Here is a 19355-nt window from a genome sequence, read left to right on the forward strand (position 1 = left end):
CTCATTAAATCTGGTGAAAATGGGCATATGTTTTTAATTTAACAAGGAACATATTTTTATAGTTATCAAAGACTATTATGTTAAGCAAGTCTGCTCATGCATATATTCCGACAAAACTGCAGGTTTTGTTCCAAGGGGTGTCTCAAATGGATTTTATTGAAAAGCTTAAGGAAAAACAAAAGGATCAAAGTGCTAAGAACTGGTTTGACCTTGGGGTTCAAACAAAAAGTCAGGATAAGAAAGTGAAATATTTCACAAAATGCCTGTTGATAGAACCGGGAAATGCGCAGGCATTAAGACTTATGGCAGATGCTCAACAAGAACTGGGGCTGGTAGATGCAGCACTTGGTTCAAGAGCAAAGGCAGATGAAATGGAAGGTCTTGCAAGTGGTTTTGAGCAGGATGATGATGTGGCCCTTGAAACAAGCTCCTTTGAAAATGTAAACTTTGGCTCAGATACCCTTAATTTTGAAGAAGAGGCCATACCTGCACAACAAAGTTTTTCTTTTTCAAACGATTCTCCTATGGCCGGAGTTTCCGCAGATGAGGCCATTCCTGCTGATGATGTGATAGGGATAATAGAAGAACCGCAGGAAGGGCTGAAATCGGTGAATCCGGTAATCAAGGACAACAAGTGGACTGCGTTCGAAGATGCAAAGAACAAAGAGCTGGAATGGGAATCCGATGCACATGTTGAATATGATGCTGGGGTCCACACGCAAGATGAGTCTGAAATGGCTGAATCCCTCGTAATTCCAGAAGAGGATGGTGGGGGTAAATTCGTTGAAGCTGCAGAAGAAAAGAGCGAGAGTACCTTTGTTGAAGCTGTGGAAGAAAAGAACGAACCTACATTTGTTGAAGCTACAGTAAAAAAACCGACTATGGTAAAAGCAGAACCTGTTGTTGCAGTAAAGGAACCTGCACAAAAAGTTATCCGACAAGCAGATGAGAAAAGGGTAAATGCCTCTGTAACAGAACCATCTGTTAAAAAGGTAACAATGGTCCAGACTGCGCCTACTGAAGTTGCTCCTGCAATATCTCAATATAAGGTCACGGATACTGTACCTTTTACATTACCTATGAAAGAGATAATCAAGTTCTGGGTTGTAGGTATTGTTGCGATATTAGTTGCAGGGTTTATAATGACCGCATTAGTTGGACAATAAAGAAGAGTGCCATTGTTATGTGGTACCCTTTTTCACCATATTTTATTTTCCATTGTCGCTAATACGATCTATTTCGTATGGATTGGATAATGGTCTGAGGCTGCAAGGTCATTTTTCTGATAAATATGGGAATTCAATTAGATTTTTAGTTGTGACTGATCTGAGTTTATTCACTGAACGCTGGGATGGTCCAATTAGTCTATAAATTAATAATCGGTAGCACAAAAACCAATTAAAAATAGATAGCGGCGATCATGTCAGAAACATTTTATCTGATCGCACACCTTAATTTTGATTGTTTAAAAGAATAGTAAGATTCACATCCACTTAATATCGTTTAGGTGGTCTGTGGCTCTGGTAGCATTCCTTGCAGTATACTGGCCTGTCAGGGTCCGGTACGAAAGGCACTTCTGTTTCCTGACCGCAGTCAGCACATTTAGCTTTGTGCATCTCTCTTGGTCCACTGTTGAAACCACCGCTTCCGCCGCCTCTGCCGTTAAAGCTTCTTCTTTCCATCTGTTTTCCTCCCTTTATATTTTATACCAAATTCATCCAAAAAGATCCGCACGTGTAAATTCCTTATTCTTGGGAGGTCTTGATGGATTCGTTGACTGTTTCAATTCATGGTCTGATTATATATAGCACTGTTGGTTTTTTAGGTGCCTGGATATTCTAAATAAGTCAATGAAGTCTTTAGCTCCTTTTTTTATATGGTCTTAGGGAATTGTCTTTGAATAATTGATTGATCATAAAATGGACATATTGGTGAAGTAACTCATTATTTCAAGCTTTTAAGCAGGGGAATAATGCATTATGTGGGACATGTTTCTTTTCAAAAAATCCGATCTCATCATCGAAATCCTGCTCGGGATATTTCCTGCATGATACAATTATCATGTTCAACGCTTCCAAAAAGCTGGTGTTAACAACACAATAACTGTAAAAACCTCGAGCCTTCCAATCCACATATTAGCAATAAGGATTAATTTGCCAGGGTCAGGGATAGAATCAAAACTAGCCATCGGGCCTACGAGGCCGAGGCCGGGACATACATTGCCCAGAGTTGCAATGGAAGCACTCAGGGTAGTAACGAAATCCATTCCCATTAATGAAAGCAAGGTTGAGCTGGCAAAAAAGATCATGAGGTAAATTACCATGAAGGATACGATGGAATGTATGTCTTCTTCGGGGACTGTTTTATTATTGAAGCGGATCGGGATGATGGCTTTTGGATGAATTACCTTAAAAGTACTTTCTGTGGCCATACCCACGAACTGGAAATTATGCGAGCCAATGATCTATATCGGGGTCATTCCTTTACCCATTTTATGTGCGGCAGTTTGTCCGCTAGTAATCATCCCAAAGATGATAATATGTTCTTGTATTATGAAAATGTGGGTAGCGAGGATATGCATCTGCATCTGATACGAATCTTTTTGGAAATGGGTAAGGTGCATTTCAAACAGGAAAAGGTCTTTTAAAAGAAATGGTGCAGTGAGAGAACCATTATGGAGTGGTTTTTTAGATGGTTGAAAATGGAATTTTGAAATGGACTCAATAATTAAAGATGAGTTCGAAAATTGTCAACAATTTGTTCTATCAATTGATAATCGATGAAAAAATGTTAATGGTAAGTTGTTGATGTATCAGCATGCTGAAATTTTGAAGTTCCAGACATGCCAATACGGTTAGCCCCCACGACTTTTCAACCCCGAAAAGTTAAGGCTTTTCGACAATATTGCTTTAGGTCAAGAGAAACGGCATAACTCTTGACCTCTATTTATTATATAAATTTTTTAGTACTTAAAGCAAACGTTGTTAACAATGAATGTATTTTTAATAAATTTGCAAAAAATAATACTATTTATATGTTATCGTATTTTATTGTCTAAACTTCTAATGCGTTGAATTCTATTTTTTTGCTATTGGCACTTATAATGATACCTCTCTCTCAATTAAATTGCTCTTATATATCATGGAAGACTAAATTTATTTGAGTGCGGGAAAACTTCGGCAATTTGCATATATTGTCACGATAGGTAAATATAAATAAGAACTGAAGTAAAGCTACAGGTTGTTAACACCGTTAACCGCGCATCAGAGCCGGATAATCTTGCCGGTACATGTACAGCAAGCCGAACGCGATGGGAATTTGTAGCATTTGTAGCATTTGAAGCTTCACATATCCCGAACGAACAGGTGGTAACTGAATTGGATGAACAGATGAACAAAAAATATCTCGCCAACAAATTATTTGAAACCCAGTTTGCACTGGAAGATCTCAGGGAGATAGTCAGGCAGTCTTTACCTACGGGTATGAGCAATGATCAGTCTGCACGCTACGATGAGATCGTATCTGGTCTTGGCGGCCTTCTTGAGGATCTTGGTAAAAAGAATGGTCAAACACAACCCGTAAAGATCGTGGGTGACCTTATGTGCCGGACAAGGGAAGAGGAGTTCATAAATATCCAGCCTATCCAGGCCGGAGGAAGACTTACCCCTGAAGCACGTAAAGCGGTCATAGCCTATGGGGATGGATACTCTACTTGTGACAACTGCCGAAAACCGTTCAGGCTTGATAAGATCGATAAACCTTCTATCTCAACCTTCCACACGGACCTTGCAGAGTTTGTAGGTATGGACCAGGCACGTGTGGTTCCCGGTGCAAGAAGGGGATTCCAGGCTGTTGCTTCATCGATTATTGAAAAAGGCGACACTGTGGTCGTATCGGCATTTGCTCATTATACTGAGTTCCTTGCCGTAGAAGGTGCCGGAGGTATCGTAAGGGAAGCTCCTGTGAACGAGCACAACATTCTCACGGCTGAATCAGTTGCCCACAAGATCGATGAAGTGAAGAGAGAGACCGGAAAACTTCCAGCTCTCATAATGATTGATCACTTCGACTACCTGTTCTGTAATGAACACGACATCTATGGTATCGGAAAGGTGGCACAGGAATACGGCATCCCGTTCCTCTACAATGGTGCATACACTGTGGGCATCATGCCGGTAAATGGCAAAAAGATAGGTGCGGATTTCGTGGTAGGTTCAGGCCATAAGAGCATGGCATCAGTAGCTCCTTCTGGAGTGCTGGCGACCACTGAAGAATGGGCTGATAAGATATTCAGGACCACTCAAATGGTCGGAGATGTTACCGGAAGAAAATTCGGTATAAAAGAGGTCGAGTTCCTTGGGTGCACACTGATGGGAGCTCCATTGCTGTCAATGATGGCATCGTTCCCGCATGTGAAGGAAAGGACAAAGCACTGGGACGAGGAAGTCAAAAAGTCCAACTACTTCATTAACGAGTTCCTGAGGATCGAAGGAAATGAAGTGCTTAGCGAGTTCCCGAGAAAGCACGCTCTTTCCAAGGTGGATACCACCGGAAGCTTCGATAAGGTAGCAAAGACACACAAACGTAAGGGATACTTCTTCAGTGACGAACTGAAGAAACGCGGAATTGCAGGCGAGTTCCCTGGTGCTACAAGAAGCTGGAAGATGAGCACATACGGACTTTCATGGGATCAGATACACTATCTCTCCGATTCTTTCATCGAGATAGCCGAGAAATACAATATTAACATTAACTGAGGTATAAATAATGACTGACAAAACCTATGGATTAGATACAATAGCATTACACGGGGGCCATGTGCCAGACGCAACAGGTTCAAGAGCTGTTCCTATTTATCAGACAGCAGCATACGTTTTCAATGATGCTGAGCACGCAGCGAACCTTTTTGCCCTGAAAGCATTCGGGAACATCTACACACGTCTGATGAACCCTACCACCGATGTTCTTGAAAAGAGGGTAGCTGCCATTGAGGGCGGTACAGGTGCATTAGGTGTAGCTTCAGGCATGTCTGCCATCACTCTTGCAACCCTTGCGGTAACACAGCTTGGGGATGAGATCGTTTCTGCAAATAATCTCTATGGTGGCACGTACCAGCTCTTCAATCACACTTTCCCCAAACTTGGCAGGAAAGTAAATTTCGTTGATTCAACAAAACCGGAAGAATTCGAAAAGGCCATTACTGAGAAGACCCGTGCCATCTATGTCGAGATAATCGGAAACCCAAAGCTGGATATCCCTGATCTTGAAAAGATTGCTGAGATCGCTCACAATGCTGGTGTTCCGCTTATTGTGGACAACACCGTAGGTGTGGGTATTGCAAAACCCATAGAACATGGTGCCGACATTGTGGTTATATCTGCAACCAAGTTCCTCGGTGGACATGGTACTTCCATTGGTGGTATAATAGTTGATTCCGGAAATTTCAGCTGGGACAACGGCAAGTTCCCTGAGTTTACCGATCCTGACCCCAGTTACCATGGTCTGAAGTTCTGGGAAGCATTCGGTAATATTCCCGGAATGGGAAACCTCGCTTTTATACTGAGAGTACGCACACAACTTTTGCGTGACCTGGGGCCTGCAATGAGCCCATTCAATGCGTTCCAGTTCATACAGGGTGTGGAAACACTATCTTTACGTGTGAAAAGACACGGCGAGAATGCTCTGGCGGTTGCCAGACACCTTAAGTCACACCCACTTGTTGAATGGGTGAACTATCCCGGTCTTGAAGACCATCCCTCCCATGAGCTTGCACAGAAGTATCTTAACGGTAGCTATGGTGCTATTCTTGGGTTCGGTGTGAAAGGCGGACTTGAAGCAGGCAAGAAGTTCATCGAGAACGTTGAGCTGCTTTCACATCTTGCGAACATCGGGGATGCAAAGACCCTTGTGATCCATCCTGCATCCACTACACACCAGCAGCTTACAAAGGAAGAGCGTGAACAGACCGGTGTGACAGATGATTTTATAAGGATGTCTGTCGGATTAGAGGATATAGATGACATCATAGCTGATATAGATCAGGCATTGGAGAGGTCGCAGTAAGTATGAGTGAAAGGTCTGTAGGCATTGTGGCAACGAACTACCATACCATAGAAGGTGAGTTCCAGTTAGAAGGCGGTCATACCCTGAAGAACATCAGGGTGGCCTATGAGACCTATGGTAATCTCAATAAGGAGAAAAGTAATGCGATCCTTGTCTGCCATGCTCTAACAGGCGATGCACACGCAGCAGGCAGGCACAGTGGCGATGACATAAAACCGGGATGGTGGGATGACATCATCGGTCCTGGTAAAGCCCTTGACACTGACAGGTATTTCGTGCTATGTTCCAATGTTCTGGGAGGCTGTAAGGGTACTACCGGACCGGCTTCCCTCGATCCTGACACGGGCCGGCAATATGGTATCACTTTTCCGGTCATAACGATGGGGGATATGGTGAATGTCCAGAAAAAGCTGATAGACTATCTCGGCATCACCACTCTCTTTGCAGTAGTTGGTGGTTCCATGGGTGGTATGCAGACGCTTCAATGGTGTGTTGCCTATCCTGAACTTGTAAAGAAAGCTGTGGTCATTGCTTCTACTGCGATCTCATCTCCGCAGCAGATAGCTTTCAATGAGGTTGGCAGGAATGCCATTATCTCTGACCCTGACTGGAATGGAGGGGACTATTACGATGGTGAACCTCCGGTAAATGGTCTTTCCACAGCAAGAATGATCGCTCACATCACTTATCTTAGCGATGCTTCCATGCATGAGAAGTTTGGACGGAAATTGCAACAGGGTGAAAGCTACAAGTTCGATATGTCCAACGATTTTCAGGTGGAGAGCTATCTGAAATATCAGGGAGACACATTTACCGGCAGGTTCGATGCCAATTCCTATCTTTATGTTACAAAGGCTGTGGATTATTTCGACCTTTCAAAGAACGGTTCTCTGGCAGAAGGCCTTAAAGATGTGCAGGCAAAGATGCTGGTAATCTCAATAACTTCCGACTGGCTGTATTCGCCATATCATTCAAGAAAGATAGTCGAAGGTCTTACTGTAAAGGAACATGATGTAAGCTATCGCGAGATCGAATCCAGTTATGGACACGATGCCTTCCTGCTTGAAAGCGGCCAGATCAATTATGTCATTCATAATTTCCTGACCCACACGCTTATTTCTGATGTAATGACCGAAAAGGTTGCGACCATCAAAGAAGGCGTGAGCATCGAGAAGGCTGCAAAGGTAATGTTCGAGGAGGGCCTTACTCATCTGCCTGTCGTTAATGAGAACGGTTGCCTTATCGGTATCGTCACTTCCTGGGATATATCAAAAGCGGTCGCATTAAAGTGCAGCAAGCTGGAGAATATAATGACCAGGGATGTTCTGACGGCTTCCCCTGATGAACCGATAGTAGCTGCCGCCAAGAGACTGGAACGCCACAGCATCTCAGCTTTGCCGGTAGTTGGCGAGAAGAAAAGACTTATTGGTATCATCGATAGTGAGGACATCAGCCGATTGATCGGTTGATCCTTTTACTTTCGACTTTTAGACTTTTACAGGCATTTCATCTGCTATGTGATACAAAGAATGAAAAAAATGGAGGAAAAAAGTGAATTGTAATGTTGTGCTATGCGATAGCGCCTGGTTATCTCCTGAGCGTATTAGTAGAGTATTTCGTCGGCATAGTGATTCTCATGCTCCTTCTCCAGACAATCCTCGCATAAGAGCACTTCTCTTTGCTCTTCATCTGAGCATTCAATACAACTCCACGTGGCAATAGTCTTCACCATTTGCTCCTCACACGATTCACAGTATCGATATTTTGGTTTGTTCTTAGAAACAACACGAGGATATTCTGTTTCCTTTTCAGGTTCTACAATCTTTTCTAGCGTAATAATATGCTGAATATCATCGCCGAAATCGTAAACATACTCCATCGTATTGCCTTCTATGAGACCAAGTTGATCAATCTGTTTCTTAGCGCCACTACCCCTTCCATCTGGTTCGATTTCGCCGAAGCCTTTTGAGTACCACACTTGACCTGAATAGAATTCGCTCAGATGATCCCATGTATCATGATTGAATGCTTCACGAATGATATAATCAAAATCACCAAGCGTCTGATTGCCCTTAATTTCAATACGGCGCCAAAGCCTTTTCCGGTATTTCAAAGCAGCCTTAAATGCGTATACTTTCTCTTTTTTCATAATTATCACTCTTTGGATGATACTGTTGCGTATATATTATGTTTTTCTTAGCGCAGAGAAGGCAAATATGGGTTATAATATTCCATGACATCAGTTAACATAAATATTTAATTTGATAACAACTGTCAAATTCTATAGGGTTAAAAAATGGAACGTCAAAGTTGGGATAAAAGAGATAATTCATTCCATCTCTTTTTCAGTTTCCAGAACTTTCAATGATATCTTCATCACGGAATCCGGGTTGAGCGAGATCGATTCGATACCTTCTCTCACAAGGAACTCTGCAAATTCGGGGAAATCACTGGGTGCCTGACCACAAATTCCACTGTGTTTGCCATTCCTCTTTGCTCCCTGAACTGCCATGGATACCATTTTCTTCACAGCTTCATCCCTTTCATCAAAGGACGAGGCTAAGATCTCCGAATCCCTGTCCACTCCAAGGGTCAGCTGGGTAAGGTCATTGGAGCCGATGGAAAAACCATCGAAGTACTTGCTGAACTCATCGATCAACAGTACATTGCTTGGTATCTCACACATGACATATACCTGCAGGCCGTTCTGTCCCCTTTCCAGACCGTTCCTTTTCATTTCAGCGATCACTTTTTCCGCTTCCTCTACACGCCTGCAGAAAGGTATCATAAGGATAAGGTTTGTAAGTCCCATCTCATCCCTGACCTTCTTCATGGCCTTGCACTCAAGCGCAAATCCTTCTCTGTAGCGCTCATCATAATAGCGGGATGCTCCCCTGAAACCTATCATGGGGTTGCTCTCTTCGAACTCGAAATATTTCCCGCCAATCAGGCTTGCATACTCGTTCGATTTAAAATCGCTCATACGCACCACCACAGGTTTCGGATAGAATGAAGCCACAATGGTCGCTACACCCTGGGAAAGCTTTTCCACGAAATAGTCTTCCTTGCTCTTGTACCCGGCTGTGAGTTTCTCAATTTCTTCAAGCACACTTTCATCTTCAACCTTTTCAGGATGGATCAGTGCCATTGGGTGGACCTTGATATAACTCGAGATGATGAACTCAAGTCTTGCGAGTCCGATACCATCGTTCGGTATCATGGAAAGGGAAAAGGCCTCTTCCGGATTGCCGAGGTTCATCATCATCTCGGTCTTTGTCTTTCCCAGACCCTTGAGGTCAACGGTCTCTATGTGGAAAGGCAGTATGCCTTCGTAGACCCTGCCGATATCCCCTTCAGCACAGCTGACTGTGACATCCATCCCGTTCTTCAGTTTTTCAGTTGCATCTTGTGCACCCACTACTGCCGGGACCCCGAGCTCACGGCTGACGATAGCGGCATGGCATGTCCTTCCACCTTTATTGGTGATGATGGCGGCCGCACGTTTCATTATAGGTTCCCAGTCAGGAGTGGTCGTATCAGCTACCAGTATCTCTCCCTGTTTGAAAGAAGAAAGTTTGGAAACATCATCGATCACATGCACCGTACCAGTCGCTATCTTGTCACCTACACTTCTGGCAGTGACGAGAACATCCGATTGCTCATCGAGGAAATAGGTCTCAAGGACATCCTTTCTTTTCCTTGACTGCACGGTCTCAGGCCTTGCCTGTACAATGAACAGCTCATCAGTGTTACCGTCTTTTGCCCATTCTATGTCCATGGGTACGGCCTGACCTTTCTTTTTAGAATAGTGGTCCTCAATGGTGGCAGCATATTTTGCAAGCAGGAGTATCTCATCATCGTTGATGCAGAACTTTCTCTGGTCTGCAAGGGGAACTTCCACATTACGGGTAAGAATACGGGAATCCCCACGTCCGTATATCATCTTTATCTCTTTGCTGCCCATCCTTTTCTTGATTATAGGCATGTAGCCTTCTTTTAAGGTGGGTTTGAAGACGTAGAACTCATCCGGATTGACAAGTCCCTGCACGATGTTCTCCCCAAGGCCGTAAGCGCCGGTTATGAATACAACACCCTCGAAGCCGGTTTCGGTGTCTATGGTGAATATGACCCCGCTGGATGCAAGGTCTGAGCGTACCATCTTCATGACGCCTATTGACAGTCCGACCTTGAAGTGATCGAATTTGTGGTGCACACGGTAGGATATCGCCCTGTCCGTGAAAAGAGAAGCAAAGCACCGGTTACATGCATCTTTCAGGGAGTGGTAGCCGTGTACATTTAGGTAGGTTTCCTGCTGTCCTGCAAATGAAGCATCAGGAAGGTCCTCTGCTGTTGCAGAACTGCGAACTGCCACATCGGTCTCAGTTCCATACTCTTCGCTCAGTTTGTCGTAAGCTTCTTTTATCTCTTCCCAGAGATCATCCGGTATCCCTGCATCGAGTACTATGCTCCTTGCTTTTTTCCCTCTTTCTGCAAGGTCAGTGACATCTGCTGTGTCCAGTCCTTCCAGACTATCCTTAAGTTCTTGCAGCACACCTGCAGATTCCAGGACATGCCAGTAAGCATCCGCTGTAATCGCAAAACCGTTTGGTATCTTAATATCCTTCCCTGTCAGTTCCCTATACATCTCACCTAGTGAGGCATTTTTACCTCCGACAGAAGGTATATCCTCTATACGTATCTCTTCGAACCATCGAATGTATTTACTATCTCCCATTGATTAACCCCCAGCTATCAGAATGAATTATTCTTTTTAACTGTTAATAAGATTAATTTTTAAGGGTATTAGAGTTTTTGGAGAAAGGGATATAGTTGATAGAATTTATCCTAAAAAAAGAGGCATGGAGTAAAAGCTGATCACTTTTAGTATCCATGCAATTGCTATTCTAATTTCACTCTAATAAGACCACGATCTTCAAGGTTCCGCTTTGTGGCGGTAAACTTGCTGTGACCATTGGTCCATAGTAAGCTTCTATCCTTGTTCCTTCAGTAAGGTCTTCAATGGTAAGTTCGTTCCCATTGCTGTCTGTGATGGTTGTTTCCTGACCGATACTCAGGTAGATGTCACATGGATATCCTTCACCGATCTCAACATCATCCTCATCCAGAAGGATCATCGTGCTGCTGGTCCATTTTTCTGTTCCGAGAATGGTTCCGAGAGTCTTTACAGGTTGTAGGATACCTGGTTTTTCGTCTTCATCAAGTACGACAATGCTAACGGCTCCGCTTTGTGGTGGCAGGCTTCTGGTTGTAGCAGGTCCGTAATATGCTTCTATCCTTGTTCCGTTTTCAAGGTATTCAATGGTGAGTTCGTTCCCATTGCTGTCTTTAATGGTTGTTTCCTGGCCGATCTTCAGATAGATGTCACATGGATAACCTTCACCGATATCGCTCTCATCCTGGTCCAGAAGGAGAACTGTTGTACTATCCCATGTTTCGATTCCGATGATGGTAGCAATGGTATTCAGAGGTTGCAGTTCGTCGTTGTTTCCACCATCAACAGCAGGTGAATTTTCTGCTTCCAGTCCACCTTCATCTATCAGTATTTTTTCATCAGCATCAGCATTCATTATCATGGCACCGGCAGTTATGGCTGCGAGTACCGTGAGTACAAGTAATGGTATGTATGTGTTTTTCATGATATCACCTTGGATTATATGATGTTAGTAATTGGCTTCAGGTGATAGAATGAGTACTTCTTATATATCCATTACTTTAACTACAGTTCAATTTGTAGTCTTCTGAATGCGTTTTTTTAAAAAAGGAAGGCGAATTGGATCCGCCTTTAATCGCCCTTTTTCGACTCTCTGATCTCCCTTATACGCCTTACTGCAATTTCTCCAAGGAACAGCAATAACGCAGCGATCAGGAAGAAGAGTTTCTGGCTTTCGGACCTTTGTACACTCTTAAGGGAATTTCCTCTTGCATCCTTTAACAGGAGGGCAAGAGCTTCATTCTCGGTGTATGTCTTACCGCTATTTTCTTTGATGAACACCGGAAGATCTTCATTCATACCGACATCACGGTATTCGATGGCATAGTTCACAGCTATCGGATAGCCTGAAACATCGTGGAAACCAATGTTCTTCGGGTCGATCGTGGTCTCATAGGTGTTCCTTCCTGTGACTGCAAGTTCAAGGGTATTCCCTTTGTATCTCAGCACAGGTGTGTTCCCATCGTAATGGGTTATGTAAAGCGTAGCAGGAGTGCCGAACCACGTATCCTCAGCTTCAACAACAGTGCCTTCCTCGACCTGTGGATTGCCGATAGCCCAGTTCATTGTAGATGATATGAGCTTCGAATTGTTTGTTTCCCTATTATATATCTCGGAAGCCCATCTCGCTTCTCCACCTTCTCCGTTATCCGTGGTGATGGCTGCCACCCTGCCAAGTCCATATCTCCATGTGGTTACTACTGGTTTACCTGTGGATGTAATGATTATTCTGTCTGCACCTGGTTTTGGGGTAACGTCATTGTAACCTGTAATGTTACCTTCGATGTCGAAGTCGCGGGTGATGAAGTGATTTGGATTTAGTTCAACTAATTTGAAACTACCTGTTTCCTCAGTATTGTTTGTAGTTTCATCAATTGGTTCCGGTTGTAAAATAGTTGAACTTTCAATATTTCCTATATAAGATTCAGTTAAAATGTAGTTTGAAGTTGTAGCTTCACCTTCCACTTCTTCAATGAACATTTGTGCATAGTTTCTCGACGGTTCAAAATCGACATGGTGGATGAACAAAAAAGTAATTGATTGTTCTTCTTTCATCTCTTTAGCTATTGCAACACTTTGCTCATAAGAGTTAGCGATCTGACCATCTGACAATATTATTACTAATTTATCACCGGTTTCTTTAGATAACAGATCTTTAGTGACGCTCAATCCTGCATCAAGATCAGTTCCAGAACCAGATGTTAATTCCGATAAAATCGTTTTGAGAGTTTCCCTGTTTTCTACACTATTCAATGAGATCATTTCAGATTTTACAGTTGCTTCAGATGAGAATATAACTATCCCTGCGTTTGCATCCCACAGTTCATCATAATCAATTAGTTCATATGTCGATGCTCTCACTTTGTTCAATATCTGATAGCTAACATCTTCTTCTTCATCTTTTGTATGTGTAAGTGGGTTATATTCCGATCCACCTACATCAATAGAGCCACCAGAGCTACTGCCGGATGTATCTATTAAAAAAACAACTGTTTCCCCACCAGTCCATTCCGTAGCTTTTGAAATAACCGGAAGTAGCTCTTCTAAAGGAGAGTCGAGATAATCGCCATTGTTGTAAGCACGCTCGCCGCCAACTACTACAAGTCCGTTTCCTTCTGTAACATATTCTTTTAACATTTCTATGTCTGAATCAGAAAGGCTTGATATTATTTGATTATCCAGAACAACGGTTTTTTTGTTATTGATGCCTTCAAGACCGTTTTTGTATGTTGGACTGTAGAGATCGAATAATATTTTAGCAAGTGGAGCATTGATGTCATCTGTTACGAATTGTATCTTCGGTTTTGGTACTACGTAGATCGATTTGTAATACTTGTTGTTAATGGCATCTGCATCTTCACTCAGTTGTGTAAGTTCAACCCTTATCTCATGGGCGCCCAGTTTATCTAACTCAAAAGATGAAGTTGTGATGGTTCGTGTACGTGTATTTTGAGTAAATGTACCCTTTCTGATTGGCTTTTCACCGGCATATGCATCTAAGCTGTATTTTATCTCATCATTGCCTGCCTGGGAGACCAGTATATCGAATTGGATCTCATTGTTTCTGACCACGGTCTTTTCCCCAAGTATCTGGACACTTATATCGTTCTTTTTAAGCTCAGGTTCAACGGAGTAAACGATCGTACCCATCTCTTTTGCATACTGGAGGGATTCGTCGATGTCTTTGCCAAAATTGCTGTTACCGTCACTGACGAGCACGATCTGGTTGTCTCCGGTGGAATATTGCTCGATGACATCTCCAAGGGAAGTGCTCTCACCGGTCAGGCGGATGAATGTTGTCGGAGTATTGGCTGTGAGCGACTCATAGACGTTCATTCCTACACCTTCCTCGAACAGGCTCATACTGGCGGTCTCATCGGAAATTACCACAAGGTTCGGATTCTCGTCACTTGTCACATCACTGACAATGGCAGAGGGGGATGCAAGTGCGATGACCAGAAGTGAAAGCACGATCATGCGTGAGATGATAATTGGTCTTCTTGCTCCTTCCCTGAGAAGGAAAAGTCCTCCTGCTATTACAGGCAGTATCAATGCAAACATCAATGGTTGTTCGAACGTGAAGGTCATAGTTCACCCCGGTTTCTAATGATAAGGATCTCAAGGACTACCAGCAGCATTGCAATGATGATAAGGTAGATATCAACGTATTTATTTGCAGTATATGTGGTCTGTCGGATGATATCGCCTCCTTCATTTGACGTTGCTCTTTCAAGAACGTTCGAGGAGTCTACTGTGGTATCGGATTCCATATCATCGTAAAGGTTCACAGCTATTCTTTTGCCAGCTACCTCATAGACACCCACTTCATCATAGAGCAATCTGCTCGTGGTTATAGAACCTGAAGGGGTTGTAACCTCCTGCTCCTTTGACAATGCTGAAACGGCACCGGTCTGGACATTGTAATCTCCAATATCACCAGTACCTCCAAGCCATGCGATAACCTTTGCCCAGAACACAGGATATTCCGGAAGGTTGTGGAAATTGTTCCATGCATACTCTCCGAGCATATCGCTTAATCCGAGGTACATGACAGTACCGTCACCGACATTCCAATATGCAAGCATCGGTACATTCGATGGGGTATCAACAAGGGACACTGCATCAGACCTGATGGTCGAATTCAGATAAGTGTAGACGGCTATATCCTCGAACTTCACTTCATCTGTGAGCCTCGTGTCCTGTTCGACCTTCAATGCCACGCCTTTACTGCTCTCTGAGGTGGTAATGATCTTTACAGGAAGCAATTGCATAAGGTCGATGTTCGCATTCTTCGGGTCAAGTGCAGGCGTGGCGATAACAAGCACGTTCCCGCCGTCCTTAATAAAAGTGCTAAGCCTTGCAGCTTCTTCAGATGTTATTGCCCTTTGTTGTGTATCGACAACAATGACCTTATAATCACTAAGGTCGGCAGGCACATTATTGGATTGTGTTGCCTTTATGTTCGGCAGCAGTGAAAGGGCAGTTGACGAAGGTGATCTTTTAACATCGGTAACAAGAAGCAGTTCGTTCTGCACATTTGCCGGAATTGATACGTAGGCGACATTATCAACTGCAAGCTTGTCTTCCCTGTCTATCTTGATCTCCGTAATACCGGTTCCAAGGTCGGTCAGCTTGAATTGTTTAGTTGAAAATGGCCCTATATCGAGTGTCACACTCTTTTTGCTCTGGCTTCCCGGCGTATCGATGATCATCTTGACGTTCTGTGTCGTTTCCATGTAGTTCTTGACAACACAATTGTAAGTGTAGCCCGTCTCCTCGGCATCGATCCAGCCTTGTATTATACCTACATTGTCAGTTGGTGAACCTACCCTTACAAATGTCACTTTCAATCCGTAGGATTCAGCAAGTCTCATAGCCGATACAGGGTCTTCTCCCTGCCAGTTAGTGAAATCGGATATGACCACGATCCTCCCTCCCTCATTGGAAAGGGTTCTCATGGCATTGGTAATTGCACTTGAGAGGTCTGCAACAGAACCTTTCGGAGTAAGGCTGTCAAGGGCGTTCTTAGTAGCTGAAGATCCGCCGGCTTCCAGTACGTTCACCGGAATGTTCTCTGCGAGTATTATGCTGTTCTTCTTACTGACATAGGTCTTAGCAATATCAGTGGCACTATCGAACCTGCCCTCAGTGTTCATACTGGCAGAGGCATCAATGACGAATATCGTATGTTCGCCGCTAAGTTCCTCTTCAGCGGTATAGAACGGTCCGGCTATAGCAACGGAGATCAATATCAATATGAGCAGTTGAGCAAGGAATATCGGGTCCTTTATAAGTCGCCTCAATGATGCAAATCTCTTCTTTTTCTTCTCCGCACGCATCAGGAACATAAGGGAAGGTATCTTCAGTTCCAGGGGTTTTGGGCGTAACAGGTACAATATGATAAGTGGGATTATGCTTGCCAGGGCAGCGAGCCCGAGTATGTTCGCAAAAGGCATTACATGCGCCTCCTGTTGATGGCATTGAAGAACGCCTCGAAGATAGGAGTATCAGTTGTGAATGTATACAGGTCAGCACCTACATGGTTACAGATGTTCTGTATGCCATCGATGTGTGCCTGTAGTTCTTCCTGGTACTTATCCTTGAAATTATTACTAAGATAGGTCTTCAGCTCATCATTGGTCTCAAGGTCCATCAGCTTGACATGACCGTGCATTGACAGATCACTCTCGGAAGGGTCAAGCACCTGTATGAGAATAAGGTCATGGTTTGAAAGTCTGTAGATCGCGGATTCAATGGATTTGAGGTCTTCCATGAAATCCGAGATGATGATCACGAGTGAACGTGACTTTATCATTTTTTCATATAGCTGGACACAGTGGTCAAGAGCAGTCTGGCCTTTAAGCTCCACATCTGCAAGTCTATCGATATCTCTTAATAAATGACGTCTTCCCCTGTGTGTCTGGGATATGGATATGTCTTCAGAGTAGGTAGATATGCCAAATTTATCGTTATCCTTTGTAACAAGGTATGCAAAGCCGGCAGCAAGCATGGCACCATACTCGAACTTTGTGACAGTGTCAAGGGTATAGTCCATACTATTGCTTGAATCGAGAAGTATGTGTGTGGTCACTGATTTGTCTTCTTCGAATTCCCTGACATAGAGCTTCTCTGACCTTGCGTAAACGTTCCAGTCAATGGACTTGAGGTCATCTCCGGGGTGGTATTCCGTATAGCCTATCGTATCGAGGCCATGTCCCTTCCGGTGGGAGCGTCTGCTTCCTGCATAAGCACTGGAGACCCGCTTTCTTACCAGAAAAGTAAAGCGGTCAAGCTGGCGGAAGAAATCCACATCTATACGGTGTTTTCTGTCACTCATGGTCTAAGCATCATATTGGTGTTTGTAGGCTATTCCTTCTCAGACTTACCGATGCGTGTATCATTTAAGTTTGGTAAGTATTTCCTTTATCACATGATCTTGTGATATCCCACGTCTTTCGGATTCGAAAGTAAGGATTATTCTGTGCCTTAATACCGGATATGCCATTGCATTAATATCTTCAACACTTACAAAGTTCCTGCCTTGTACCAATGCACGAGCCTTGGCTGCCAGAATAAGTCCGATCGATGCCCTTGGAGAAGCTCCGAACTCAATGAATTCCTTCCATGTGCGGGTCGCCATAACTACTCTGATCGCTCTTTCTTTTATATCATCTGCAATTGGCATGTCCCTTGTAAGACGCTGGAGCTGTAATACCATATTCTTGTCAAGCACTTTACCAACATGCGGTTCGTCATATTTGGTGTAGCGTCTGACGATCTCTTTTTCTTCTTCAAATGAAGGATAGTCCAGAACGATCTTCAAAAGGAACCTGTCAAGCTGTGCTTCCGGCAATGGGAAAGTTCCTTCCATTTCGATCGGGTTCTGGGTTGCAAGTAAAAAGAACGGTTTGTCAAGGATGAATGTATCATTACCTACCGTGACCTGTTTTTCCTGCATGGCTTCAAGCAATGCAGATTGTGTTTTTGGGGAGGCACGATTTATCTCATCGGCAAGGACAATGTTGGCAAAGACGGGTCCTGGCTCGAATTTGAACTCTTTTTTTCCTCCCGTCTCTTCAATGATGTGTGTACCTGTGATATCTGCCGGCATAAGGTCAGGAGTACACTGAACCCTACTGAACCCAAGGTCCATTGTCTTGGAGATAGTAGAAATTGTAAGTGTTTTTCCAAGACCGGGGTTACTTTCTATCAGTGCGTGTCCGTTAGAAAGAATGGCAATGATTATCTGTTCTACCGTATCCTTCTGTCCTACTATGACCTTGGATATCTCATTGAAAAGTGCTGTAAATGCATCACCAGCACCTCTGTAAGTCTGTTCAAGGTCTCCTGATCTTGCATCATTGGAATTCATGTGGTGTTCTCCTTATATTGCAATTGGTCGAATTTGTTGGTGGTGTAAATTGATCTGTTAATGTGATAAATCGATGAGTATCGATGTTAATGTGATGAATCGATGAGTATCGATGTTAATTTAATGATGATGATATATTAATAAATCCATTGATATATTTATTGATATTATGTAGTTATCGGTTACTTGCCATCTGCTCAAAGTATTCTTTTATGATACTTTCATACCCTTCCGGCAATTGCTCATAGTAAGCAGGTGATGATATCCTTCCAACCTCATATGCTGATGAGCTCTCAAATTCAGGTGGAAGTGAGTCCTCATCTCCACTGTCAGTAAAACCGGTTCCTGCTCCCGGTGGCAATGAGAGGTCGACCTCTTCCCCCCCGACCACGATTATTGCGGTCTCTCCGACAAGGTCTTCACTGTTTTCCCCTGCATCTCCTTCAAGTGGGAACTGTTCATCAGGGGATGTTCCATTCTCTGCTGATGGTATGAACGGTATTTTTTCAATAAAATTATTAATTTCTTCAGGAGTTATGTCTGAACGCACATCAGTTGCTGTTACAAACGAAAAGGTTGAAAAGGTTATTATCAGTAACACAACATTTATTGTAAATTTTTTTTTGCTAAGAAATTTTGAGTATTGAGAATTTAATGATTTTTTATTCTTATTACTCTTATTTACTTTAACAGCATTTAATGATGAATTTGTTGCATCTTTTGATTTTTTTCTACTTTCTAATGTAAAGTTTCCAATTTTAGAAGTTGCTTCAATAACTGTTTCCCTTAAATCGTTTACAATAATATTGTCATTATTTTTGTTATCAGAAGCTGTTCTTAATTTTTCATTTAATTCGGGATATTTTATTTCTAATAATCGGATTATATTAACTTTTTCATCTTTAATATGTAATAATACTGTAATTATGGACGCAAATATAACTGAAAGTAGCATTATGGCAATAGTGCCTATTGAAACAGTTATTAAAACAAAGTTGTATGATTCACTTTCATAAAGTTCGAAAGTACGAAGTGTAAAAATCCATTTATCAATGTTCAATATCCACATTATTGAAAAGAAAGTGAAGACTATTGCAGAAAAATCTAATATTTTGTAGATACGCTGGTATTTATTGACCGTAGCTTCCTGTTTCTCTACAAAATTATCAATATCCATGATCACTATCC

Annotated in this window: 13 protein-coding genes and 1 pseudogene; 4 read left to right on the forward strand and 10 right to left on the reverse strand. The window is 42.9% G+C overall.

What is annotated here, in order from left to right; genetic code table 11:
* Positions 1 to 146 precede the first annotated feature (146 nt).
* Positions 147 to 1166 carry a hypothetical protein gene (locus tag KDK67_RS02550; RefSeq protein WP_250867274.1) on the forward strand — a complete coding sequence of 340 codons (1020 nt, stop codon included), beginning with the start codon at positions 147 to 149 and terminating at the stop codon, positions 1164 to 1166.
* A 327-nt stretch (positions 1167 to 1493) separates the two neighbouring features.
* On the opposite strand, the gene KDK67_RS02555 is transcribed toward KDK67_RS02550, so the two are convergent.
* Positions 1494 to 1682: a CxxC-x17-CxxC domain-containing protein gene (locus KDK67_RS02555; RefSeq protein ID WP_250867275.1), complete on the reverse strand. Its 189-nt coding sequence runs from the start codon at positions 1680 to 1682 to the stop codon at positions 1494 to 1496.
* 383 nt (positions 1683 to 2065) lie between these two features.
* Positions 2066 to 2413 (reverse strand): annotated as a pseudogene (locus tag KDK67_RS02560) (potassium transporter TrkG); the annotation flags it as partial.
* A gap of 964 nt (positions 2414 to 3377) precedes the next feature.
* On the opposite strand from KDK67_RS02560, the gene pscS reads away from it, so the two are divergent.
* The 3 genes from pscS to metX are packed head-to-tail and all read left to right on the forward strand — an operon-like array spanning position 3378 to position 7532.
* Positions 3378 to 4757 carry an O-phospho-L-seryl-tRNA:Cys-tRNA synthase gene (gene pscS / locus KDK67_RS02565; RefSeq protein WP_250867276.1) on the forward strand — a complete coding sequence of 460 codons (1380 nt, stop codon included), beginning with the start codon at positions 3378 to 3380 and terminating at the stop codon, positions 4755 to 4757.
* A gap of 10 nt (positions 4758 to 4767) precedes the next feature.
* Positions 4768 to 6063: an O-acetylhomoserine aminocarboxypropyltransferase/cysteine synthase family protein gene (locus KDK67_RS02570; RefSeq protein ID WP_250867277.1), complete on the forward strand. Its 1296-nt coding sequence runs from the start codon at positions 4768 to 4770 to the stop codon at positions 6061 to 6063.
* 2 nt (positions 6064 to 6065) lie between these two features.
* On the forward strand, positions 6066 to 7532 hold the full coding sequence (metX, locus tag KDK67_RS02575) for a homoserine O-acetyltransferase MetX (RefSeq protein WP_250867278.1): 1467 nt from the start codon (positions 6066 to 6068) through the stop codon (positions 7530 to 7532).
* Positions 7533 to 7666: 134 nt separating this feature from the next.
* Here metX and KDK67_RS02580 read toward each other — a convergent pair whose 3' ends face one another.
* From KDK67_RS02580 to KDK67_RS02615, 8 genes are all read right to left on the reverse strand, one after another.
* Positions 7667 to 8212, reverse strand: a complete 546-nt coding sequence (locus KDK67_RS02580; RefSeq protein ID WP_250867279.1) for an IS1096 element passenger TnpR family protein — start codon at positions 8210 to 8212, stop codon at positions 7667 to 7669.
* Between the two features lie 180 nt (positions 8213 to 8392).
* Positions 8393 to 10798: a phosphoenolpyruvate synthase gene (gene ppsA, locus KDK67_RS02585; protein ID WP_250867280.1), complete on the reverse strand. Its 2406-nt coding sequence runs from the start codon at positions 10796 to 10798 to the stop codon at positions 8393 to 8395.
* A gap of 175 nt (positions 10799 to 10973) precedes the next feature.
* Positions 10974 to 11720, reverse strand: a complete 747-nt coding sequence (locus tag KDK67_RS02590; RefSeq protein ID WP_250867281.1) for a hypothetical protein — start codon at positions 11718 to 11720, stop codon at positions 10974 to 10976.
* A 146-nt stretch (positions 11721 to 11866) separates the two neighbouring features.
* Positions 11867 to 14383 carry a vWA domain-containing protein gene (locus KDK67_RS02595; protein ID WP_250867282.1) on the reverse strand — a complete coding sequence of 839 codons (2517 nt, stop codon included), beginning with the start codon at positions 14381 to 14383 and terminating at the stop codon, positions 11867 to 11869.
* Positions 14380 to 16251, reverse strand: coding sequence for a DUF7408 domain-containing protein (locus KDK67_RS02600; protein WP_250867283.1), 1872 nt, complete (start codon positions 16249 to 16251; stop codon positions 14380 to 14382). The genes KDK67_RS02595 and KDK67_RS02600 overlap by 4 nt, the downstream gene beginning before the upstream one ends.
* Positions 16251 to 17132, reverse strand: coding sequence for a DUF58 domain-containing protein (locus tag KDK67_RS02605; RefSeq protein ID WP_250867284.1), 882 nt, complete (start codon positions 17130 to 17132; stop codon positions 16251 to 16253). The genes KDK67_RS02600 and KDK67_RS02605 overlap by 1 nt, the downstream gene beginning before the upstream one ends.
* 60 nt (positions 17133 to 17192) lie before the next feature.
* On the reverse strand, positions 17193 to 18167 hold the full coding sequence (locus KDK67_RS02610) for an AAA family ATPase (RefSeq protein WP_250867285.1): 975 nt from the start codon (positions 18165 to 18167) through the stop codon (positions 17193 to 17195).
* A gap of 175 nt (positions 18168 to 18342) precedes the next feature.
* Positions 18343 to 19344, reverse strand: a complete 1002-nt coding sequence (locus KDK67_RS02615; protein WP_250867286.1) for a DUF7502 family protein — start codon at positions 19342 to 19344, stop codon at positions 18343 to 18345.
* Positions 19345 to 19355: the final 11 nt, after the last annotated feature.

Origin of the sequence: Methanococcoides seepicolus (assembly GCF_023684405.1) — an archaeon.
Taxonomy (GTDB): Archaea; Halobacteriota; Methanosarcinia; order Methanosarcinales; family Methanosarcinaceae; genus Methanococcoides; species Methanococcoides seepicolus.